The sequence below is a fragment of the Capnocytophaga canis genome (assembly GCF_043187445.1).
GTDB classification, from domain to species: Bacteria; Bacteroidota; Bacteroidia; order Flavobacteriales; family Flavobacteriaceae; genus Capnocytophaga; species Capnocytophaga canis.
This window is the reverse complement of record NZ_CP171121.1, coordinates 1,471,034-1,495,489: the sequence shown is the minus strand read 5'-3', so window position 1 is coordinate 1,495,489 and position 24,456 is coordinate 1,471,034. Positions and strand designations below refer to the sequence as shown.

Annotated in this window: 16 protein-coding genes and 1 pseudogene; 15 read left to right on the top strand and 2 right to left on the bottom strand. The window is 32.4% G+C overall.

The window, feature by feature from the left end:
• Complete coding sequence (locus ACF3OB_RS06335; RefSeq protein WP_392447127.1) at window positions 1-2,913, bottom strand: SusC/RagA family TonB-linked outer membrane protein; 2,913 nt, start codon at window positions 2,911-2,913, stop codon at window positions 1-3.
• A gap of 395 nt (window positions 2,914-3,308) precedes the next feature.
• On the opposite strand from ACF3OB_RS06335, the pseudogene ACF3OB_RS06330 reads away from it, so the two are divergent.
• From ACF3OB_RS06330 to ACF3OB_RS06260, 15 genes and pseudogenes are all read left to right on the top strand, one after another.
• A pseudogene (locus tag ACF3OB_RS06330) lies at window positions 3,309-4,135 on the top strand (IS1595 family transposase).
• Between the two features lie 49 nt (window positions 4,136-4,184).
• Window positions 4,185-5,588: a TlpA family protein disulfide reductase gene (locus ACF3OB_RS06325; protein WP_392447125.1), complete on the top strand. Its 1,404-nt coding sequence runs from the start codon at window positions 4,185-4,187 to the stop codon at window positions 5,586-5,588.
• Between the two features lie 21 nt (window positions 5,589-5,609).
• A complete protein-coding gene (locus tag ACF3OB_RS06320) occupies window positions 5,610-6,452 on the top strand; it encodes a hypothetical protein (RefSeq protein WP_392419857.1) in 843 nt (280 codons plus the stop codon).
• Between the two features lie 5 nt (window positions 6,453-6,457).
• Complete coding sequence (locus ACF3OB_RS06315) at window positions 6,458-7,372, top strand: hypothetical protein (RefSeq protein ID WP_392447123.1); 915 nt, start codon at window positions 6,458-6,460, stop codon at window positions 7,370-7,372.
• A gap of 653 nt (window positions 7,373-8,025) precedes the next feature.
• On the top strand, window positions 8,026-9,519 hold the full coding sequence (locus ACF3OB_RS06310) for an MFS transporter (protein ID WP_392447121.1): 1,494 nt from the start codon (window positions 8,026-8,028) through the stop codon (window positions 9,517-9,519).
• Window positions 9,520-9,688: 169 nt separating this feature from the next.
• A complete protein-coding gene (pgmB, locus tag ACF3OB_RS06305) occupies window positions 9,689-10,315 on the top strand; it encodes a beta-phosphoglucomutase (RefSeq protein WP_095912108.1) in 627 nt (208 codons plus the stop codon).
• Between the two features lie 319 nt (window positions 10,316-10,634).
• Window positions 10,635-11,117, top strand: a complete 483-nt coding sequence (locus ACF3OB_RS06300) for a GNAT family N-acetyltransferase (RefSeq protein ID WP_392447119.1) — start codon at window positions 10,635-10,637, stop codon at window positions 11,115-11,117.
• A 112-nt stretch (window positions 11,118-11,229) separates the two neighbouring features.
• Window positions 11,230-13,530: a glycoside hydrolase family 65 protein gene (locus ACF3OB_RS06295; RefSeq protein ID WP_392447117.1), complete on the top strand. Its 2,301-nt coding sequence runs from the start codon at window positions 11,230-11,232 to the stop codon at window positions 13,528-13,530.
• Between the two features lie 455 nt (window positions 13,531-13,985).
• Window positions 13,986-14,609, top strand: a complete 624-nt coding sequence (locus ACF3OB_RS06290; protein ID WP_232751795.1) for a hypothetical protein — start codon at window positions 13,986-13,988, stop codon at window positions 14,607-14,609.
• Window positions 14,610-15,249: 640 nt separating this feature from the next.
• Window positions 15,250-17,466, top strand: a complete 2,217-nt coding sequence (rnr, locus tag ACF3OB_RS06285) for a ribonuclease R (RefSeq protein WP_392447115.1) — start codon at window positions 15,250-15,252, stop codon at window positions 17,464-17,466.
• Between the two features lie 96 nt (window positions 17,467-17,562).
• The gene (locus tag ACF3OB_RS06280) at window positions 17,563-18,876 is read left to right on the top strand and encodes a Fic family protein (protein WP_392447113.1); all 1,314 of its coding nucleotides are present in this window, start codon (window positions 17,563-17,565) and stop codon (window positions 18,874-18,876) included.
• Window positions 18,877-18,954: 78 nt separating this feature from the next.
• On the top strand, window positions 18,955-19,467 hold the full coding sequence (locus tag ACF3OB_RS06275) for a PH domain-containing protein (protein ID WP_392447111.1): 513 nt from the start codon (window positions 18,955-18,957) through the stop codon (window positions 19,465-19,467).
• Window positions 19,448-20,959, top strand: a complete 1,512-nt coding sequence (locus ACF3OB_RS06270; protein WP_392447109.1) for a PH domain-containing protein — start codon at window positions 19,448-19,450, stop codon at window positions 20,957-20,959. Before ACF3OB_RS06275 ends, ACF3OB_RS06270 begins: the two co-directional genes overlap by 20 nt.
• Before the next feature lie 144 nt (window positions 20,960-21,103).
• Window positions 21,104-21,304 carry a hypothetical protein gene (locus ACF3OB_RS06265; RefSeq protein WP_095912115.1) on the top strand — a complete coding sequence of 67 codons (201 nt, stop codon included), beginning with the start codon at window positions 21,104-21,106 and terminating at the stop codon, window positions 21,302-21,304.
• A gap of 152 nt (window positions 21,305-21,456) precedes the next feature.
• Window positions 21,457-22,143: a LysE family translocator gene (locus ACF3OB_RS06260; protein ID WP_042005761.1), complete on the top strand. Its 687-nt coding sequence runs from the start codon at window positions 21,457-21,459 to the stop codon at window positions 22,141-22,143.
• Between the two features lie 680 nt (window positions 22,144-22,823).
• On the opposite strand, the gene ACF3OB_RS06255 is transcribed toward ACF3OB_RS06260, so the two are convergent.
• Window positions 22,824-23,663, bottom strand: coding sequence for a class I SAM-dependent methyltransferase (locus tag ACF3OB_RS06255; protein ID WP_095912116.1), 840 nt, complete (start codon window positions 23,661-23,663; stop codon window positions 22,824-22,826).
• Window positions 23,664-24,456: the final 793 nt, after the last annotated feature.

Here is a 24,456-nt window from a genome sequence, read left to right as displayed (position 1 = left end):
CTAAAAATTCACGCTCAAACCTACCAAATAGGTTTTCGGACGAGGATAGAAGTTTGTATCAATTCCTCCAAATACCTCAGGGTCTAAGCCTTTGTACTTAGTAAGCGTCAATACATTTTGCATTGTTCCGTACAGGCGAATATTGTATTTTGTAGTTGGGAATGTGTATCCTAAAGTGATGTTATCCAACTTAAAGAAGGAAGCATTCTCTACAAAATAATCACTTATTACACCCAATCCGCTAAGTTTTGTGAACTTGGTGTCGTTATAATTTGATATTAAGTTACGCAAGTACTGTCCATCAACAGCTGTTTCAAACTGACTTAAAGAAGATTGCGTGTTGTTGTACACATAGTTACCGATATTGGCACGTGTAATAATGTTCAAATCCCAATTTTTGTAGTTGAAATCCATCGTTAATCCCATTGTTACAGGAGCAAATGGTGATTTGTACAAGTAGCGGTCGTCGTTATTGATAACTCCATCGCTGTTTCTATCAACGAATACGTTTTCAATAGGCTTACCATTAGCATCATACACTTGTTGGAATACGAAGAATGCAAATGGAGTTTGCCCCTCTTGGTGGCGTTGAACTTCATTATCAGTTCCTCCTGAGACACCTCCAACGTCTTCTACTTTCGGAAGTTTCTTCAATGTATTTTCGTTGTAGGCAACATTGTAATTGATTGTCCAACGGAAATCATCGGTACGGAAAGGCGTGTAACCAATGCCGAACTCAATTCCTCGGTTTTCCATATTACCGATGTTCGCTTTTACTTCGTTACCGAAATTGGTGAAGGCATCCACAGTGCTTGGTGCAATCAAATCTTTGGTCAGTTTACGATATACATCAATAGTTCCTGTTAAGCGATTTTGCCAAAAACCAAAATCAATACCTGCATTGATCGTATTACCGATTTCCCAACGCAAGTCGGTGTTTACTACACTTGGTCGGTAGGTTTGGTAGAAGTTATCGCCAAACTGATAAGAAGCTCCGTTTGTACTACGTGTATAGTTGGTTAAGAAAATATAATCTCCTAATCCGTTAACGTTACCCACTTCACCATATCCTAAACGTAATTTCAACTCATTAACCGTTTCATTTTCTTTTAGGAAATTCTCATTAGCGATGTTCCACGCCAATGCTACCGATGGGAAATATCCCCAACGATGCTCTTTTGCTAATTTAGATGAGGCATCAGCACGAAGTGTTGCTGTGAGCAAATATTTATCTTTGTAGCTGTAATTGGCACGACCAAAGAATGACATCAACACGTTTTTGCTCTTATCAATTTTTGGTGTTTCTTTATTATCCCCCGGATTCACAAAGGTTTCATAAAAGGTTTCGTGATTGTCAAATTCAAAAGATTGATAAGAATGCCCTACCATCAAACCGATGTTGTGATTATTTACCTCCTTGTTGTAATTCAAATAAGCATCGAATAACTTGTTAGTGGTTTTGTTATCATAAACTTTATGATTTCCTGCAAAGTTGCTTGACGAATTGGGATAGCGAGGGTCGATGATTCTATCACCTTTACCGTTGCTGTGGTCTAACCCTACATTCACCGTAGCGATTATCTCAGGAAAGAAAGGTAATTTGTAATCGGCTTTTAAATTTCCGATGAAGTTATACACTTTGGAGTTGTCATCAGTAAGGAATAACATCGCCATTGGGTTAAGCGGGGCTAAACCTCCGAGAAGCCCTGTTGCCGAGTCTGACCACGCACTATAACCTGCATAACGTGAAGTTGGGTCATAAACCGGTTTGGTTGGGTCATAGCCTACGGCTGCACCAATAGCACCCTTTTCAGCAAAGCGGTTTTTCATAAATGTTCCGTTAGCATTCAGCTCTAATTTTAGGTGATTGTCCAACAAACTTGGTGTCAATGTTACTTTGGCAGTAGTACGTTGGAAGTTATCGGTACGAAGTACGCCATCGGCATACGAATGCCCCACAGAAACACGGTAAGGCACTACCCCACCTGCCGAAACACTCAAAGTGCTGTTACTCATTGGTGCTGTCTGATAGATTTGTTTTTGCCAATGGGTATCAGCCGTTCCTAAACGAGCTATCAGATTGGCTTTTCCGGTGCTTGTAATGAGGTCTCTGTACTGAGAAGCGCTCATCACATCTACATAATCACTTACGTTTTGTAAAGATAAGCTCGTATTGAAATTGATTTTCATATCCTGACCTGCTTTTCCTTTTTTAGTGGTAATCATAATTACCCCATTGGCGGCACGTGATCCGAAAATAGCTGTTGATGAAGCGTCTTTAAGTACCGTCATACTTTCAATATCTTCAGGGTTTACCAAATTAAAGATACTACGTGATCCTCCAACGCCTCCGTCATTCATAGGCACGCCATCAATTACAATAAGCGGATTTGAAGATAAGGATAACGAACCATTACCACGTACACGGATGGTTTGCCCCTCACCTACAGCACCCCCTGCTGAGGTCATTTGTACTCCTGCTACTTTACCCTGCAACAATTGATCGGCATTTACCGCCGGTGCTTTGTTAAAATCTTTCTCATTTACCAAATTTACCGAACCGGTAACATCTTTTTTCTTAGCAACACCGTAACCAATAACTACAACGTCATCGAGTTGTTGAGCATCTTCTTGGAGCGTTACGTTTAAAACAGTTCCGTTCACGGTAATTTCTCGACTTCTAAAACCTATGGAGGAGAAGACCAATACTTCGCCACGATCGGCTTTCAATTCATAATTTCCGTCAAAGTCGGTAGCTGTTCCACGTGAAGTCCCTTTAACGACTACCGTAACTCCCAACAGCGGATCGCCTGTGGTTGCGTCTTTGACAGTTCCTTTTACGATTTGTTGAGCATACATCCCTACAGAAACGAAAAGAAACAAAAGCAAAATACGTAGTTTTAACGATTTCATAAATATTTCTTTAATAGTTAAACGATTTTATATAACAATTTTTACTTCTCGGCTGTAAAACTACAACTTTTTTTGTTACGAAAAATTTCTTGACGAAATAAACCGAAACGAAAACGATGGAGTGTGGATAACTTTTCGAAATTTACTGACAAAAGTCAGTAAAATCAGATGTTTTTTATGGAAATATTTTGTTTTTATTTTCTCAAAATAAACTCAACAAGGATTTCGCTTTTTAATTTGAAATGTTTGTTAGACAATCAAATTTAAGGTTTTTTGAAAAAAACTTTTTGAGTTCCTCTATATTTTCATATTTTTGTAACTCATAAAATCAGTTAGTTATGGAAATTTTTAAAGGTCAAAATCTTTTAGAATTCCCTTAACGCTTCAAAACTGACTTGGATTGTGAAAAATATTTAGCTCATTGCAAGTGGGAAAAAGGCTTCGTATGTCGTAGATGTGGGCATACAAAAAGCTAAATTCGTAAGGATTTTTCAAGAACTTGTAACATTCGTTCTGATACAGAAAGCCCTACGGCAGGAACACTTTTTCACAAAGTAAAATTCGGACTTCGTAATGCTTTTTTATTTGTTTTGAAATCGAAGATTCGACGAAGTCAAATGCGTGCAACCACTGTATTACAAATGTCTGTTCGTTACGCAATTACCGAAGATACGGCTCAATTGTTTATGCACAAAGTTCGTGAAGCGATGAAATCCAATGAATTACATAAAATGAAAGGTAAAGTTCAAGTGGAGGAAAAGAAGAAGGCAAACAAGGACAAAGCTACGACTCAAAGAAAAAGAAGATAGTTTGTGGGATCGAACTGACCGATGACAGAAAGGTTAAACGATTATATGCCAACAAAATAGAAGATTATTCTGCTAAATTATTGCGAACTATTTTTAATAAATATATTGACAAATCAGCCCAAGTAACCACTGATGATTGGAAAGGTTACAGACCTATTAAAGATTTCAATATCAAACAAATACCGAGTAATAAAGGGATGAATTTTCCTATTTTACATACCATAATATACCAAGTAAAAAGTTGGTTGAGAGCCATTTATTGCCGAGTTTCAGATTTCAATATGGATAGATATTTGACTGAATTTTCATACCAAATTAATCGTTCTGAATCCAAAAATAATATATTCAACAACCTCATCAAACGAATGATTGACACCGAGCCTGTCTATCATAGAAATTTGATATGTAGTTAAGTATGGAACTCAAAAAAATATAAATAGCTTTTTCCTAAAATTTATATTTATGAAAAAATTTATTGTATTTATTTCGTTGATAATATTAATTTCTTGTAGTGATCAAAACAATTCCATTGCGGAACAAATTAAAACAAATAGTTCAGTTTTAATTCTAAAAAAATTTCATCCAACAGAAAAATATTATTTTAGTAAATACCATTACACATTGACTTTGGATGCTCCTGTTGAAGTGATTAATCCTAATTCATTTATCAGGCAAAAATATACAAATTTTAAAGGTGATTCAGATACAATATCAATAACTAACGAAAGTAAAGTAATGATTGCTAAGGTAACACATTCACCTTTTATAAGTAATACCTATTACTTAAAAGCAGGAGATACACTTGTTGTTGATTTTTCAAATTTACGTAACATCAAAGAATATTATCAAAGCAAAAATGCCTTACAAGGTGATATAGAACCGATTTATGTTAAAGATTCTATTGACATACAAGTAATGTTTTCAAATGATAAACAACAAAGAAAAGCAAATCACTTAAAGGATAGTTTACGCTTAGTAGAAAACGAACGAAAATTAGATTCTTTATTTGCTCAAAATCTGGTAACCTCTTTTATTTATGATGCAAGAAAATTGTCTTATTTCTATTCACATAAAACAAAAAATATTGACATCAATGATGAAAGTCATCTAAAACACGATTCAATTATAGGAATTAGAGCTTACCAATCTTATGTAAAATCTTTTACAGCAAAGAAATTTACCATTAAACTCACATCAAGTGATTATGAGGTGTTCTATGAACCTTTGTCTATGTTTGATGCGGTTTACGATTCTAATTTCTACGGAGAAAACGTAAAAGAGTTTTTGCTTTATGAGTCTTTAAAAAATATGCAACATAAAACCTCATTTACTGACATTAAACTTCGATTGGATAAATTCAATAAGGTCACAAAAGATTCGTTGCTAATCACAGAATTAAAAAATAGTTTTTTACTTGATTTTGATGAGTTAATTACAGATAAAAATAACATACATTTCATTGATTATCAAAAACAAACAACCACTCTATCTAAACTTTTAGAAGCCAATCAAGGGAAAGTAGTGTACGTGGATTTTTGGGCGAGTTGGTGTATCCCCTGTCGAAAACAAATGCCTTTTTCTAAAAAATTGCATCACAAATATGGTGATAAAGTGGTTTTTGTTTATATTTCCATTGACACAGATTTTGACAAATGGCAAAAAGTAGTAGCCGAAGAACAATTGGCAATAGACGGAAATAATCTGTTTGCAGTGAATTATCCAAAAGCTAATTTTTATAAAGAGTTGAATCTGCGTTCCATACCACGTTATTTGCTTTTCGACAAACAAGGAAAGTTAGTACACAAAAACGCTCCACAACCTGATTCACAAGAAATTCAAAAAGAGTTGGAGGAATTGTTGGAATAAGTAAAAATAAGAAGTTTAACAATGAAATATATATTAACAATTTTTCTAATCGCTATTTTTCCAAATATTAACGCTCAAACTCAAGTGTTGGACAAGAAAAATGGGCAACCAATAGCCGATACTTATGTATTGCTTCAAGTCGATGGAAAAAACATCGCCACCGCCAAAACCGATGAAAATGGATATTTTAACTTGCAGATTCCAAGTAGTTTATCCAAAACCAAGTTGATTTTCACCCATTTAGGGTATATTGATTTTCAAATCGAAAATGTGTCAGAAAAGAAATATTTTTTGGAAAGAAAAGTTTACAAACTGGACGATGTTACAGTAACTCACAATGAAAAAAAAGAATGGCTACCATTTGGGTTTAGCACAAACCTCAACATGAATAGCTATGCGGTAACGTTCATTCCTGCGACCTTTAAAAATAAAAGAAAGAAAATCACAAAATTAAAATACAGATTAGCTGATTTTAATGGAGTTAAAGGATTAAAATATCAACCTTTTAAAGCCAATTTACATTCGGTGGATACGCTAACGAGTTTGCCCTATAAAGTCATTTTCCAAAGTGAGGTCATTCGTAGGAAAGATAACAAAAAATGGACAATTATTGACATTAGCAACGAAAACATCACAATGCCAAAAGAGGGAATTTATGTGGTTTTGGAAACCTTGGACAAATCATATTATGACAAAAATTTGTATTACACCCGTAGCGGTTCGGTAATAGAGCCTGTACCAACATTAAAAATGGAACCTTCCAAAGGTGGAAAAAAATCATTCCTAAGCAGGAATATCCATAGCAAGGTACGTTGGGAAAAACAACCTTACATTTTCTGTATGGATATAGAAACCGAAAAATAAACCGTATGAAAAAAATCTATCTTTTGTTTTTAATTTTCGTAAACATCAGTTTTTCACAAGAATACACGCTTTTGGACAAACAAGGGATTGCTGTTTCTTATGCTCATTTATTCTTAGATGATGTATTTTTTGCCTATTCAGATGAAAAAGGGAAGTTTAATATACCACAAAAACCGTTTGAAAAATTAGAAATTCAGCATATTTCTTTTCAAACAAAAACCTTAAAAAGGATTGAACTCCCAGAAAATAAACAAATCGTATTAGAAGAAAATACCTTTGTATTGAGTGAAGTGGAAGTTTCAAGCCCTAAAAAGCGAAAGAGAAAAACATTGTTGCCAGAAAAATCACTTTTGAATACAATTATGGAAAAAGCTGATATACAATTGATTTACACACATGGTTCAAATCGCATTGAATATTCATTTCTTCCAACGGTGTATGAATCGAAAGCTGTATATATACCAAATGAAAAACCTAATAAAAAAGCCTTTATAAAAAAAATTATTTTAGAATCTCGTGATAAACAAATAGAAGGAGATACGCTATATATTCCATTTCGTGTTAATTTAATGAGTTATGATACAATAGCTAATCTACCAAATGAAAAAATCCGAACAGAAGATTGGGTGGTAGGTAAACGAGTTGGTGAACGTGTTGAAATTGAAGTGGATAAGTCCATGATTCTTGAATTTCCAAAAGAAGGAATTTGTGTGATGGTTTCGGTCTATGCTACCGAATTTTATATAGCAAAACGAATAAACCCTCCACGATTTGATGCGGTTGCTATTAGAAAATCATCTAAATTTCGTGAATACAGTTATGATTTCGACAAATATTGTAATACGTGGAGAGAGATGTTTTATAGCGAAATCCGTGAACAATGCTTTAACTTTGGAATAGAAATAGAATATCAAGATTAAACCGTATAAAATCAAATGTCAAAATTCCCTTTTTATAAACAAGATGTAGTGCTATACTTTCTGAAAAATTACACCGAATAATCATTCTTTTTAAACTAAAAAAATAGGCACATTGGTGAAATACAACTTTTGAAAGAAAAAATGTGGTTTATTTTTGTGTATCCATAAAAAAACTATTACATTTGCCTCAACAATTCATACTTCTCAAAAAAACTATATTAGAGTTTAATTACAAATTACGATGGTTAATTACAAATTACGGGGAATATTCGTAAATCGTAATTTTAAATTCGTAATTGACTCTGTAAGAGGTTAATTACAAATTACGATAGTTAATTACGAATTACGGGGAATGTTCGTAAATCGTAATTTTAAATTCGTAATTGACTCTGTAAGAGATTAATTACAAATTACGATAGTTAATTACGAATTACGGGGAATATTCGTAAATCGTAATTTTAAATTCGTAATTGACTCTGTAAGAGGTTAATTACAAATTACCAGAAATGTTCGTAAGTCGTAATTTCAAATTCGTAATTGACTCTGTAAGAGATTAATTACAAATTACGGGAAATATTCGTAAATCGTAATTTTAAATTCGTAATTTGCAATTATCTCCGTAATTAACTTCATAAGTAAACATTTTTTTCACAATGGAAAAACGAAGATTAAGTTTTTGGGAAATATGGAATATGAGTTTTGGTTTTTTGGGTATCCAATTTGGGTTTGCCTTACAGAATGCCAATACATCTCGTATTTTTGAAACGTTAGGAGCCAAAGTTGAAGATATCCCAATTTTGTGGATTGCTGCTCCCGTTACTGGGCTAATTATTCAGCCTATTATTGGATATATGAGCGATCGAACGTGGACGCGATTGGGTCGCCGTCGTCCGTATTTTTTAATCGGTGCGATTCTCTCTTCTATCGCATTGTGTATTATGCCGAATTCGCCTTCATTGTGGATTGCCGCTGGAACGCTCTGGATTATGGATGCCTCCATCAATATTTCAATGGAACCTTTCCGTGCTTTCGTAGGGGATAATCTGCCTGATGAACAGCGTACTACTGGATTCGCAATGCAAAGTTTCTTCATCGGAGTGGGAGCGGTGGTAGGTTCAGCCTTGCCTTATATTTATACGAATTATCTGGGAATCAGCAATACAGCTCCCGAAGGGGTCATTCCCGATTCGGTAAAATGGTCATTCTATGCAGGAGCTATCGTTTTTCTGGTGGCCGTACTATGGACGGTTTTCTCTTCTAAAGAATATTCTCCTGCCGAGCTGGAAGCCTTTGAAAAAAAAGATGTCAATACCTACAAAAACGAAGTTTCTTCTGAAGAAAAAGCAAAAAAACTAAACTTTTACGGAGCAATTTTTGCTGTTGTGGGGGTTATTTCAACAGTTTTTCTTTATTTTTTCAAAATGGAAAAAGAGTTGTACATTTTGGCTATCGGACTGGCAATGTTAGGATTTTCGTTCTTATTTACGTCTTATTTACATAAAAGAAAGGTGAAAGAGAATGGCTTTATTTCTATCACTACCGATATGCTTTATATGCCCAAAACGATGAAGCAACTGGCTTTGGTTCAGTTCTTTTCGTGGTTTTCGCTTTTTGCAATGTGGATTTACACTACGGCAACAGTAACGGGGCGTATCTATGGAACTACGGATACTTCATCACCTTTGTACAACGAAGGGGCAGATTGGGTTACGTTGCTTTTCGCTGTGTACAACGGGGTAGCGGCATTGGTGGCATTTTTACTCCCTGTTTTGGCAAAAGCTACTAGCCGTAAGGTTGCTCACTTTATCTGCTTGTTATTGGGAGGATTAGGGCTTATTTCGGTGTATTTTATAAGTGACCCGAATATGCTTATCGTTTCGATGGTTGGTGTAGGAATTGCTTGGGCGAGTATCCTTTCAATGCCGTACGCAATTCTTTCTGGGGCATTGCCTTCGGATAAAATGGGGTATTATATGGGGGTATTTAACTTTTTTATTGTACTTCCACAGATAGTTGCCGCAACAATTTTGGGAGTTATCGTACACAATTTGTTTAACAACGAACCTGTATATGCGTTAGTTGTAGGAGGTGTAGCGATGATTTTATCAGGATTTTTGACTCTTGGAGTGAAAGATTCTATAAAGTAGGCAATAGAAAATAGGCAATAGGGATTAGTGATTAGTAAATAGTGGTTAGTAGTTAGCAAATAGTGATTAGCAATTAGCAGATAGTACTTGTAACTTGTTTTTTTGTACTTTATACTTTATCCTTGTAACTCGGTACTTGTTTCTTAAAACTTTTAAATTTATACTTAAAATGAAAGCATATATATTTGATTTAGATGGCGTTATTGTCGATACAGCAAAATTTCACTTTATAGCGTGGAAGAAAATTGGACAAGAATTTGGGTTTGAACTCACACACGAACTCAACGAACAGCTTAAGGGCGTAAGCCGTGTTGATTCGCTTCAAAAAATATTGAATTGGGCAGGTGTTTCTGTTTCCGAAGAAAAATTTAACGAGTTAGCAACACGTAAAAATGAAGACTATTTAAGCTACGTAGCTCAAATGAACGAAAACGATATCTTACCTGGGGTAAAAACATTTTTGGAACAGGCGAAGCAAAAAAATATAAAGATTGCTTTGGGATCGGCAAGTAAAAATGCTCGTCCGATTTTGCAAAAGCTCGGAATCATTTCGTATTTTGATGCCATTGTTGATGGAAATGACGTTAGCAAAGCCAAACCCGACCCCGAAGTTTTTGTGATTGCAGCTCAAAAATTAGGTGTGCAAAATGAAGATTGCGTGGTTTTTGAAGATTCGGAAGCAGGAGTTCAAGCGGCCAAAACGGCAGGAATGAAAGCTATCGGAATTGGAAGTGCAGACGTGCTACATCAAGCCGATGAGGTTTTTTCTGGTTTTGATGCGATTTTAAATCAATAAGGAAATGATAAGTTTCTTTTCCTTCTGCTAAATAATGATTTCATAATTGACAGAAAGTAATATCGTTTGGCAAATTATGAGTTCATAACAGATAGAAAGTAACATCGTTTTGCAAATTATGAGTTCATAATTGATAGAAAGTAACATCGTTTGGTAAGTTATGACTTCATAACAGATAGAAAGTAACATCGTTTAGCAAATTATGACTTCATAACTGATAAAAAATAATATTGTGCTTAATGAGTTTTGTTTAGAAATTTTGTGAATGTACGTTTGTGATGATTATTTCTAAATAGAAAATAATAAAATATTTATTTTTATGGAAGAAGTAATAAATATACGTCCGATGAATCCGAGTGAGTATTCATTATTGCAGGATTTTTTGTACGAAGCCATATTTTTACCTGAAGGCGTTGCACCGCCACCGCGTGACATTGTCTTTCACCCCGAACTACGCATCTATTTTGCTGATTTTGGCTCACAAAAAGGTGATGTAGCCGTAGTAGCAACAGCTTCGGAACGGATAATTGGTGCGGCGTGGGCAAGAATTATCAACGATTACGGACATATTGACGACCAAACGCCCTCACTTTCTATTTCGCTTTATTCGGAATATCGAAGTCAAGGAATTGGAACAAAATTGTTTAGATATTTGTTGGATAAACTCGCAACCGAAGGTTATAAAAAAGCCTCTCTTTCGGTACAAAAAGCTAATTACGCCTCCGAAATGTACTTAAAAATGGGTTTTCGTATTGTTAAAGAAAACGAGGAGGAATACATTATGGTATTTGATTTGGGATAAACACAGATTTATTTCTCAAAAAATTATCATTCCATAATTGATAGAAGTAGTGGAAAATAATAAATTATAGTCATCTTTTTTACAATATTAAAAAAATAAAATCATACATAGAATGAATCAAGATTATATCGTGCCGGATAATTGGTGCATCATAGAAGAAGGATTTGAAAAAGACCGCGTTATGCAGTCCGAGAGTTTGTTCAGTTTGGGTAACGGAGCGATGGGGCAACGTGCTAATTTCGAGGAACATTACTCAGGAAAAACCTTTCAAGGAAGTTATATCGGAGGTATCTATTATCCCGACAAAACCAAAGTAGGTTGGTGGAAAAACGGCTATCCGGAGTATTTTGCCAAAGTGTTAAACGCTCCAAGTTGGATAGGTATTCGTGTGAAAGTCAACGGAGAGGAATTGGATTTGAATACGTGCAAATCGGTCAGAAATTTCAAACGCGTACTAAATATGAAAGAGGGTGTTTACACGCGTTCGTTTGTGGCGACACTCCCAAGCGGAATGGAAATTCAGGTCAACGTAACTCGTTTTCTTTCATTGCAATACGATGAAGTGGGTGTAATTCGTTATGAGGTTACTTCTCTTACCGAAAAAGCTACTATTACGTTTGAGTCGTATTTGGATAGCTCTATTGAAAATCACGATACAAACTGGGAAGAAAAATTCTGGAATACACTCGATGTCAAGCAAGTAGGAAACAGAGGTTTTATCGTAGCGGAAACCAAGAAGACAGCCTTTCGTGTTTGTACCTTTATGGAAAATCGGTTGGAAGTAAATGGCGTAGTTTCTAACATTCAAAAGGTAAATCAAAAAGAGAACTACATCGGTTTCGTATATGAAACTTCGGCAGAGAAGAATCAAACCGCTCAATTTGAAAAGTACGCAGGATATGTAACTTCATTTAATCACCCGAAAGAAAAATTGATTGAAGAAACGGAACAATTATTGCTGAAAATTACTGCTTTAGGCTTCAACGAATTATTGAAAAAACAGAAAGAAGATTGGGCTGAGGTTTGGCAAATGGCGGATATCACTATCGAAGGCGATGTAAAAGCACAACAAGCAATTCGTTTCAATATTTTCCAATTGAATCAAACGTATTCGGGTAAAGATGCTCGTTTGAATATTGGTCCGAAAGGATTTACAGGTGAAAAATATGGAGGAAGTACCTATTGGGATACCGAAGCCTATTGTTTGCCTTTCTATATGGCGACTAAAAACGCCGAAGTGGCTCGTAATTTGTTGAAATATAGATATGACCAATTGGGGAAAGCTATCGAAAATGCTGAAAAATTAGGTTTCAAAAACGGAGCAGCACTCTACCCAATGGTAACGATGAATGGCGAAGAATGTCATAACGAATGGGAAATCACCTTTGAGGAAATCCACCGCAACGGAGCTATTGCGTTTGCGATTTACAATTATGTGCGTTACACGAATGACTTTGCGTACGTTCCTGAAATGGGCTTGGAAGTACTTATCGGAATTGCACGTTTCTGGCACCAAAGAGCGACCTTTTCAAAGGATAAGAATAAATACGTAATTCTCGGAGTAACAGGGCCTAATGAATACGAAAATAATATCAATAACAATTTCTATACGAACTACATCGCTCAATGGTGTATCAAATATGCTAAGGAATGTTTGGATAAAGTGAAAACTTCTTATAGTGATGATTTTGAGCGAGTTTGGAAGAAAACCAATCTTTCCGAAAACGAAATAGAGCAATGGTTAGCGGTTGCCGAAAATATGTATTATCCGTATTCGGAAGAATTGAATATTTATCTGCAACAAGATGGCTTTTTGGATAAAGAACTCATCACAGTGGCAGAGTTGGATAAAAAAGAACGTCCTATCAATCAGCATTGGTCGTGGGACAGGATTTTGCGTTCACCTTACATCAAACAAGCTGATACATTGCAAGGATTCTATTTCTTTGAAGACCATTTCACGAAGGAAGAATTGGCTCGTCATTACGATTTTTACGAACCTTTCACGGTACACGAATCGTCACTTTCTCCGTGCGTACATAGCATTTTGGCGGCTTCTTTGGGAAGAATGGAACACGCTTACACGTTCTATTTGCGTACTTCTCGCCTCGATTTGGACGATTACAACAAAGAAGTTCACGAAGGATTGCACATTACCTCAATGGCAGGAACGTGGATGAGCATCGTGGAAGGCTTTGGCGGTTTGCGTATGCGAAACGGAATGTTACATCTGAATCCGCAAATTCCATCGCAATGGAAAAGTTATTCGTTTAAAGTGAATTTCCGAGGACAAATCCTTAAAGTTTCAGTGTCACCAAAAGAAACAAAACTTTCGCTCGAAGGAACATCTTTACAACTGAACATCAACGGAAAAGATGTGGTTGTTAATGACGAATTAACAATTAAGAACTGATTGTCTCGTCCTAAGATTATTTTCAAAAGTACTTTGCCAAAGTCTTAAAAACTTTGGCAAAGTACCAAAAGACATAAACCTAACAGACTGAAAAATTGTTCACCCTATCATGATATAAAAATTCACTAAAAAGAGAAATATATTAACTTTTGTTAACAAAATGCATGAACGGTTCAAAATCGTGTATGAACGGTCATTTTTTGCTAAAAAGAATTAATTTTAGATGGTTTTTAATACTGAAATTTAACTAATAATTAACGTTTATCCATTTCTTAACTTATTTCAAATACAAAAACATATATCACCAACCACTGACCACATATTCCCTAATTACTAACCATCACTCACTAAAACAACTCATCCCGTAAAAATTTTGAACGAAGCCAAAGATATGTTTAACGAAGTTTCGTAAACAAAATAAAATTTTCTAATTTTACACCAAAAATTTACAATCAATGAAATATTTTGCAACGGTGGTTTCTTTTTTGTTCCACCCGATATGGTTTCCAGCATATGGAAGTATTATTTTTTTCCTTACTACTTCCATCTATCAACCTGCTGATGAAATTAAATCCATGTGGACAATGTTGGTTTCCGTTTCTTTGGTAGCTCCCACATTAGTATATGCAATCATTTATATGTTTAATTGGATAAAATCTCCTTTCAAAATTGAAAATGAAAACAGAAAATGGATGCTCTACGGATACATAAGTATTTTATTAGTCATAGCTCTAAAAATCACCACATTAGATTCTTTTCCAATGTTGTATTTTTATATGATGCAACTCTCTATAAGCTGTTTTTTAGTAGTTTTATTACATTTTTTTAAATTTATAATTAGTATTTTCACCACTCTAATCGGCGGAATTACAGGTTTTACGGTATTTCTAAGTATTTTTTACCAAATGGATTTAACATACCTGATCATTTTATGGGTAATTATCAGTGGTTTTGTAGCCTCTTCACGTATGTACTTGACCGCACAAACACTTTTGAGTTCATTGATAGGTTGGCTTATCGGGTTTACTTCACAAATGATGTTATTTCTTCTGCTAAATAATGTGCATCATATTGATTAATAAATAGTAATTGGAAAAGAAATCTGTAAAAATGAGCCTTTCAACAGATTTTAATAGAATTGTTAGTCATTTTTCAAAAAACATTGATAATGAAAGAGCTAAAAAATTCTTAAATGTGAATAACTTTTAGAACAAAAATCAATTATAAAATTTGCTTTTTTGCACAAGTTGTATATACAGCTATACCACCCAAAAAAACAAATTTATTTGTAGAAAAAATATGCATACTTTTCCTATAGTTATCAACAATTTTTGAATCTGAAACTTATCAAAAAAAGGTTGTTTATTTCAAAAATGAGTTATTAACAATAATATATAAATAGCTGATTTTAAATATAATTAAATAAATAAAAGTTGTTAATAACTATTTATAAACTACTAATACTCGAAAAAGCAAATATTAGATATTTTATTTTTTCAGCATTTCAACAGGATAATAATAATAACCCATTTTTTATTTAAAAAAAATATTTTTTTATTCTTTAAATTGAATTGTTGAAAACATCAAAAAAAAATAAAATTCAGAATATGTTAAAGATAACTTCAAAATTGTAGTTTCTATTTTTATTTTTATCTTTGGAATCAATTCTGTTTAAAACACAGAACGTAATTTTATAAAGAGCAAAATTATTGATTATTTATGTCTAAACAAAAAAAGAAAACAGCTAAAGCTAAAAAACACGACCTTACAAAAGGTATTTTTTCCGTATTGGAAACCAATCAGAATGAGAGTTTTAACTACAAACAAATTGCAGCAAAATTGAACATTACTGATGCTTCCGGACGTAATCTACTCATAAAAAGATTAGTACAACTCAAAGAAAAAAAGAAAATCCTTGAAGTTGAACGCGGAAAATACAAAGCCATTCCAAGTCAGAATTACTATACAGGAACGGTAGATATTACCTCTCGAGGAAATGCCTATGTTATTGTAGATGAGTTAGAAACAGATGTGTTTGTTCCTTCCAATATGCTCAACAAAGCTCTTCACGGGGATTTGGTGGAAGTTTATATTTTTCCTCGATTCCGAAAAGGAAATAAATTGGAAGGCGAGGTTACAAAAATTATTGAACGCAAAAAAATGCGTTTTGTGGGTGTGGTACAAATGCAGAAAAATTTTGCTTTCGTCTTGCCAACCGACCACCGAATGTACACTGATATTTTTGTGTCGAAAAATGACATTAACGGAGCTGAAAACGGCGATAAAGTCATCGTTCGTATCGAAAAATGGGAAGGAAAATCCAATTCGCCTTTCGGGGTGATTGAGCAAATTCTTGGAAAACCTGGTGAACAATCCACCGAAATGCATTCCATTTTGGCAGAATATGGTTTGCCTTACGAGTTTCCGCACGAAGTGGAAGCCTTTGCAAAACAATTGGATACCTCCATCACCGCTGAGGAAATTGCCAAACGCCGTGATATGCGTAACGTGCTGACTTTCACTATTGATCCGAAAGATGCCAAAGATTTTGATGATGCACTTTCGTTCCAAATTTTGGAAAACGGAAATTACGAAATTGGCGTACACATTGCCGACGTGTCGCATTATGTCCAAGAAGGAACTATTTTAGATGAAGAAGCCTACAATCGAGCCACTTCCGTGTATTTGGTGGATAGAGTAGTGCCGATGCTTCCCGAAGTGCTTTCTAATTTTGCGTGTTCGTTACGTCCGAATGAAGAAAAGTACACATTTTCAGCGGTTTTTGAGATGAACAAAAAGGCGGAAATTTTAAACACGTGGTTCGGACGAACTGTAACGCTTTCCGGCCATCGTTTTGCGTATGAGGAAGCTCAAGAAATCATCGAAAATTTTGCAGGAGTAGGAGAGAAGCAAGAAAAAGTAGAAATATCTGATTTTCAAATGCCTTCTGAAATTTCAATTCGTAAAGAAGGAAGTTATTCTGTTCCAAAAGATGTAGTTCAAGCCATTTTACTTATGGACGATTTGGCTAAAAAACTGCGTACCAAACGAATGCGATTAGGAGCGATTTCTTTTGACAAAATTGAAGTAAAATTCCATTTAGATGAAAACGATAATCCAACGCACGTATATTTCAAAGAAAGTAAAGATGCCAACAAACTCATTGAAGAATTTATGCTTTTGGCAAACCGAAAAGTAGCCGAATTCATCGCCAAACAGAAAAAAACTTTTGTGTATCGTGTTCACGATGAGCCTGATGACGAAAAATTGATGCAGCTCAATGGCGTGATTTCTCGTTTCGGTTATGGCATCAATATGAAGGATAAGAAAAGCATTACCCACTCGCTGAATTCGCTTTTGGAAGAAGTAAAAGGCAAAAAGGAACAGAATTTGGTGGATACACTTGCCATTCGTTCTATGGCAAAAGCCTCATATTCAACGGATAATATTGGTCATTATGGTTTGGCGTTTGATTTCTATACGCATTTTACTTCGCCCATTCGTCGTTATCCTGATGTGATGGTACACCGATTGTTGCAGAAGTATTTGGACAATCAACCTTCTGAAAAACAGGAACTTTACGAAACGAAATGCAAACATTCTTCCCAAATGGAGAATTTGGCTTCGTCTGCCGAGCGTGATTCGATTAAGTATATGCAGGTGAAATATATGGAAAATCATAAGAATCAGCATTTTGCGGGTGTTATTTCGGGCGTTACCGAATGGGGAATTTATGTGGAAATTGTGGAAAACAAATGCGAAGGTTTGGTCAGAACCCGTGATATTAAGGACGATTATTATATTTTCGATGAGAAGCAATACGCTTTGGTAGGGGAGGTTACCAAAAATATGTATCAACTTGGAGATGAAGTAGTTGTACGCGTTAAAAATACTGATTTACTCAAAAAACAATTGGATTTTGAGTTGGTGCAGTAAGTTTTTTGACTAAGGAATTAATTAATAATAAAAATTGCGAGATTTTACGATAATCTCGCAATTTTTATTATTTTTGTACTTTATTAAAGGCAGATTATGTTAGAGAAACCACCTTTTTTTGATGTAGAAAACACAGATATAGAAATAATCTATTTAATGTTAAAGGCTGAAAATGAAGATATTTTACAAAAAATACAAGACGATTATCTGTATTGGGACAAAGTAAAATATAAAAAGACAAATTTACCGGCTGAAAAACTTTGGGAGCTTGTCAAGAGACATCGTTTTATCAAGTCGAAATTTGTAAAATTTGGAAACTATCAATTTTCGTATGTTATTACTGATTACATACAAAAAAATTTGCATTTTTTTGATATGTATTTTGGTGGAATATTGGGTAGTAACATAGGTATAGCCGATACCGATAAAAATAAATTTATTATTTCTTCGCTTATTGAAGAATCCATTTCAAGTAGCCAAATGGAGGGAGCTAATACCACCCGACAAAAAGCAAAGGAAATGATTCAGCAACAGAAAAAACCAAAAAATAAATCTGAACAGATGATTTTTAATAACTTTTTGGCTATGAAGTATATCGTTTCCAATAAGGAACAAGAAATTTCATTAGAAAATTTTTTGTACCTGCATAAGTTGTTAACAAACGATACATTAGATAATGAATTGTATGAAGGAAAATTAAGAGATACTAATGATATTTACGTGGTCAATTATTCTAACTCTGAAGTAGTTCATACACCTCCTTTTTTTACAGAAATTCCTAATTTACTTGATGATTTGTTTACTTTTTTTAATAAAGAGGATAAAAATTTCATTCATCCTATTTTGAAGGCTTGTATTTTACATTTTATGTTAGGGTGGATTCATCCTTTTGTTGACGGAAACGGACGAACCGCAAGAGCTATTTTCTATTGGTATATGCTAAAAAAAGGGTATTGGCTTACAGAATATCTCACCATCTCAAAGGTAATAAAAAATACGAAAAATCAATATGAAAAGGCATACTTATATACCGAAATAGATAATAATGATTTAAGTTATTTTATAACTTATCACATAAAGGCAATGGAAAAATCTTTTGAGGAATTGAAGCAATATATTGCTAAAAAACAGAGACAAGTGATGCAATCTGCTCAATTTTTGAAAATAGATGGTGTTAATGAGCGAATGGCAGAAATTTTAAAAATATTCAATGATGATTCAGACAGAATAATGACTATCAAAGAAGTAGAATCAAGATTTCAGGTTTCTAATTACACTGCACGAACTGATTTAAAACTTTTGTCTGAAATGGGATTTTTAACAGTTATTCAAGTTAATAAAAAGAAACAAAATTTTATTAAATCAGATAATTTTGATTTGATTCTCAAAGAATTATTATCTAAAAAATAAATAATAAAAATTGCGAGATTTTACGATAATCTCGCAATTTTTTTTACCTTTGTCTTTACTTTCTGAAAAAATTTACTTATGAACGATTTAGTAACTATCAACCAAATTCCTGATTATGAGCAAATATCATTAACTAATCTACATTCCGACTATAAAAAAATAGCTCGGATGAATGCTTTTATTTTTGGAGTGATTGGATTAGCATTTTTATTGGGAATATTTTTCATTTTCGATACGGTAGAAAAATACTACATTTTTGCTGCTGTTTTTCTAATTTTTTTATTTTTAATAATTTATATTTCAATAAGTTATAAATATAAAAAATATGCTTTTCGTCAGCACGATGCTATTTATAAATCTGGCATTGTTTTTCAGGCAACACAGATAATTCCTTATGTTCGTTTGCAACACATTACTATCAAGCAGGGTTGGTATGCTAAACGCTTGGGAATGGCTACTTTATGTCTGTATACGGCTTCTTCCAATGGTGATATTTCTATCCCTGGATTGTCTTTACAGGAAGCTGAACGCTGGAAGAGTTTTTTGTTAAATCGTATAGAAGCTATTGAAAATGAATCAGATGAATTATGATTTTTCAATTCCGAATAAACTTTCACAAAAGGCTTTTTGGTTGGCTTTGGTAAAAGCTTTTTGGAGTAATTTCAAAATCTTTTGGGGAGTTTTCGCCATATTTCTTTTCAAAAAAGGGAATAATTCTGATGATAAATTTCAATTTTTCTTAATTTTTTTAGGTATATTTTTAGTAATCAGTGTTTTTATCTTCATTTTTCAATATATAAAATACAAATATTTCTCGTATCAAATTATTGGAGATGAATTGATTATCCGTGAAGGTTGGTTGAACAAATCGGAAACGGTGGTTAAATTTGATAAAATTCACGAAGTACATCTAAATCAGAAGTTTATACATAAAATTGTAGGACTTTACAAAGTGGATATAGACACGGCAGGAAGTGATAAAGTAGAAATATCGATTAATGGTATAGATTATCATAAGGCTTTGGTTATCAAGGATATTTTGACAGAAAAGCAAATTCTTTCCGAAATTAGAAAAGATAGAGTTACTGATGAAAATTTAGAAACAAATGAAAATTTTACTTCACTGAGAATAAGTATTTTAACTTTATTTAAAATTGGAATTACACAAAATTATTTATACACATTGTCGTTAATGTTTGCTTTTTCATATCAGATAATTGATTTTATTACTGATATATTTTACGAAAAACGTTCCGATTTTTTCAATCAAATATCTGAATTTTCAAATACAATTTCAGCCACATTTTTTTGGATTTTTTTCTTGTTTATTTTGATACTTTTTGTTATTGTTTTTAATTTAATTCGCACATTATTAACGTATTATAATTACAAAATAGAAATTAAAAACAACCGATTGTTAGCTTCATACGGACTTTTAAACTCACACATTGTAGCAGTTCCGCCGAAAAAAGTGCAGATGATTCATTTTCAGCAGAATTATTTTCAAAAGTTGATGAATTTGTTTGAGGTACGAATTTCACAGATTGATTCTTCCAAAAACAAAGAGAAAAAGACACAAGGTTTACTGATTCCTGGTATCAATGCTTTGGAAATGAGAAAATTATTTCGATTTATATACGATAAGGATTTTGAAGAAGTAAAAGAATTTTATCGCCCAAGTTTTCGGAAAGTTATCATTCGGGCAATGTATTTGTTTTTTGCTCTTTTGATGATTATTTTAACTATGTATTTTATTGATATATTGCATTTTACTTATATTCCAATATTTCTATTTTTTGTTGTTTTGTTGCTCATTTATATTTCATACAGAAATGAAAAACTTTTCCTGAAAGATGATTTTATTATACTCAAAAGTGGTATTTGGGATTTGACAACCACCTATTTACAAGTAGATAAAATTCAGGAAGTAAAAATAAAACAATCGTATTTTCAAAAACGTAGAAGATTGGTTTCCATTAGGTTATCAACGGCATCGGAAAGTTTACGACTTAATTTTTATGACGAAAAATTACTTAAAAATTTGGTAAATGAATCTGTTTATAAAATTGAGTTCGTTATTTAAAAATATATGAATCAGAATTTTATAGTTTTTTTTTCAGAAATATGTATAAAAATTTTGTTATTTGAATTTTTTTGTTATAATTTTGCGAGTGTATCGTCATTTTAGATATATTCACTTGAATTTCAATAATTAATTTTTACCATTATGGAAACAAGAAATGAGTTGATAAGAAAGAAATTTGGATTGTCTTTTTTGATATTCTACTTGGCTACCTTTTTGATTTGGTTCATTTTTCCAGACCAATTGGTGGGGAATATCTATGTTTTGATGGGATATTTGGTAGGAAATTTAATTTTTCTTTACGTTTTGTATAAATACAAACGAAGTCTGAATAAAGTTGAATAATTCGAAATGGAATAGGGGAGAAGCTACAAAGTTTTTCCCTTATTTTTTTGCTTTTTCTTCTTTTTTCTTTATTTTTGTTAGTCGTTTTGTATGTTAAAATGTTTTTCCTTGATTTTCAAGGAGCTAATCAAAAATAATTCTCAAAAAATTAAATGTTTTCAGATGTATTACTTGCTTTGCCTTTGGGTGTGATATTAGCTTTTACCATTGGTCCTGTTTTCTTTGTTTTGCTGGAAACGGCTATAACTAAGGGATTTAGAGCTGCTGTAGCTTTTGATGGAGGCGTCATTTTGGCTGATATAGTTTTTATTTTGGTTGCTTATTTTACTACCAGTGGTTTGCTTCAGCGAGTGAAAGATGACCCACTTTTGTTTATTATCGGTGGGCTCATTATGATTTCCTATGGATTAATTTCTTATATAAAACTCAAAAAAGATTTTCATCAAAAAAATAAAATAGAGAGTACGGATAATAACTTGTCTATCAAGAGAGTGAATTATTTAGCTCTTTTCATGAAAGGATTTTTGTTGAATTTCATAAATATTGGTGTACTCGGTTTTTGGCTTGGAATTATCATCGTATTTGCTCCTCAATTGGATATGGATACTAATAGAATTTTAGTGTTTTTTACTTCTATTGTAGTAATTTATTTTATAATAGATATTCTTAAAATATTGATAGCAAAACAATTAAAAAATAAACTTACTGCTTTTCACATCTATAAAATTAAAAGAACGATAAGTATCATTTTATTAGTCTTTGGAGTTTTTTTGTTGGCACAAGGTATTTTTCCAGAGAGCAAAGAAAAATTAAACGAAATATTTACTGAAAATCAGTGATTTTTTAAACCACATTACTGATGTTATAAAACAAAAAATGCTGTCAAAACACTAAATTTTTGGTAGCATTTTTTCTTATTTGAAATATACTTGAAAATAATTTGTGTATTTTCAAAAAAAATGCTATCTATGCACCTCAATTACGGTACATAAAAGCGTTAGCTTACTATTCTATTTTAGGAGAATCTGGTAAATTCAACAATACATTAGGATAAGTAGCAAAAACGCTCACGCTATATGGCGTGGGCTTTTTTCTCTTATTTATATGTTATTGGCTTACCAGAGGCTTCCTAAAAATAAATAAGAGTTAAGAAAGTCCTCGCTTTTTTATTTCATAAAGTTTTGAATTTCTTTTTTGCTATAAGCTATTGTTAGATATAGATAGAAGAACCGATGATCTGGAAAATAATGAGAGATGATAGAAATTGAAAATCCTAATTATTGCGTTCTTTAAAAAGGCTCGGAATTTTCTGAGCCTTTCTTATTTTTAAAAATCGTCTTTTTTTTGATATGAACGAAAAATGATTAAAATTTTTATACTATAGATTTTAATTATAATAAATTCTAAAATTATAGATTTTTTCTATAAAAATCGACTTTCAGAAACCTATCAAAAATTCATTTTCTTTTAAAAGTGATATGAATATACCTTTTGTATACTGAAATGCTATAAAATAGCTTTAAAATGATTTTTTGCATTTTTTGAGTATATAAATGTGTGAAGAATACTCATTTTTGGTCATTCCGTAATAATTTGAATATAATCCATTCAAAAAACCTTTGATAAAATTTTTCTTTCCTGTTTTGTATTTTTCTGAAAGTATTGATACGTAAAAGGAATCGTAAAGCATTGGTTTTATTTTCAGCAATTCGAAGCCTTTTGCAGTGAAAATTTTTTGAATACTTGTTTTTGAGAAATGCCACAAATGGCGAGGTACGTCATATGCTGCCCAGAAATTCTTATAGTGTTTTGCATCCCATGAATTGAAATTAGGTACAGCTATTATTAAAATTCCATTTTCTTTTAGTAGTAAGTTTATAAGGTTGATTTGCTTTTCCAAATCAGGAATATGTTCTAACACATGCCAAAGAGTAACTACATCAAATGAATTTTCTTCAAATGAATCGTAGTTTTCAAATAAATTTATTCCCTTTTGCATTGCTAATTTTCGAGCTTTTTCATTAGGTTCGATGCCATCAACATTCCATTTTTTAATCTTTTTACAAGCTAAAATAAAATCTGCTGTTCCTGCACCTATATCTAATAAGCGTATATTTTCGTTTTTATAATCTGAAATCACATTAATTTTACTCCGCAAGTTTATTATTTTTACATACTGATATAACTTGTCAAACCACGTTTTTTTACTATCCGTATGTGAAATATACTCTTGACTTTCGTAGTACTTAGCAAGATTTTCAGGAGTAGGGGAGGTTTTAAAAAGTTGCAATTCCGGATTGTAAATTAACTGAAATTCTTCTTCTGAAACACTGTAATCTTTGACTTTTAGAATATTCATTTTAAATTAAACCTATTAACTCACAAAGGTACTATTTATTGATTTAGAAAATATATTTTTTCTAAAAAATCTTTATATTTTATTGTATATTATTAATAATCAAATAGTTATGGTATTTTTATGTATATTTTTTAGTTTTACTATAATTCATCATAATATGTTCCACGTGGAACATTGTTATTATTCTTTTTATTTTTCTATAATAAACTAATTATATTAATTAAACTTCTTGAGAAGTACTAAAATACTGTATACTAAAAAATAGTGATTCGTTATATTGGTGTGTAGCTTTTATATATGTTTATGTAGATATTGTTATTTCTTTATTTCTACGGAGATTGATAAAATTGCAATACTTCATTTCTAAAATTTAAAGTAGTATAGTAGATGTATTTTATTGTAAAATGTTCCACGTGGAACAATTTTATTAATTACTATTTATATAAATCAGAATATTTTATAAAATGATAAATGTATATATGTTATAAAATTCAGTTTTTAAAAATATAAGATGTATTTTATTTAATAATTTATTCGTATTGTAATTGATTATTGTTATTTTATTAAGAAATTGTATACAGAATCAGCTTTTAAAACGGTTTGTTTTTGTATTCTTTATAAAAATCAGGTACAGTATTGTATTTTTTTAAAAAAAATGTTCCACGTGGAACTATTTTTTGAAATAAGATTTGATAATTCAAGAAGATAATAAATATGATTATTTCATGTTTAGATTTTGTACTAGATGGTTTTAAATCGAAATATTGAAACAAAATATTTCCGAAATTCTAAA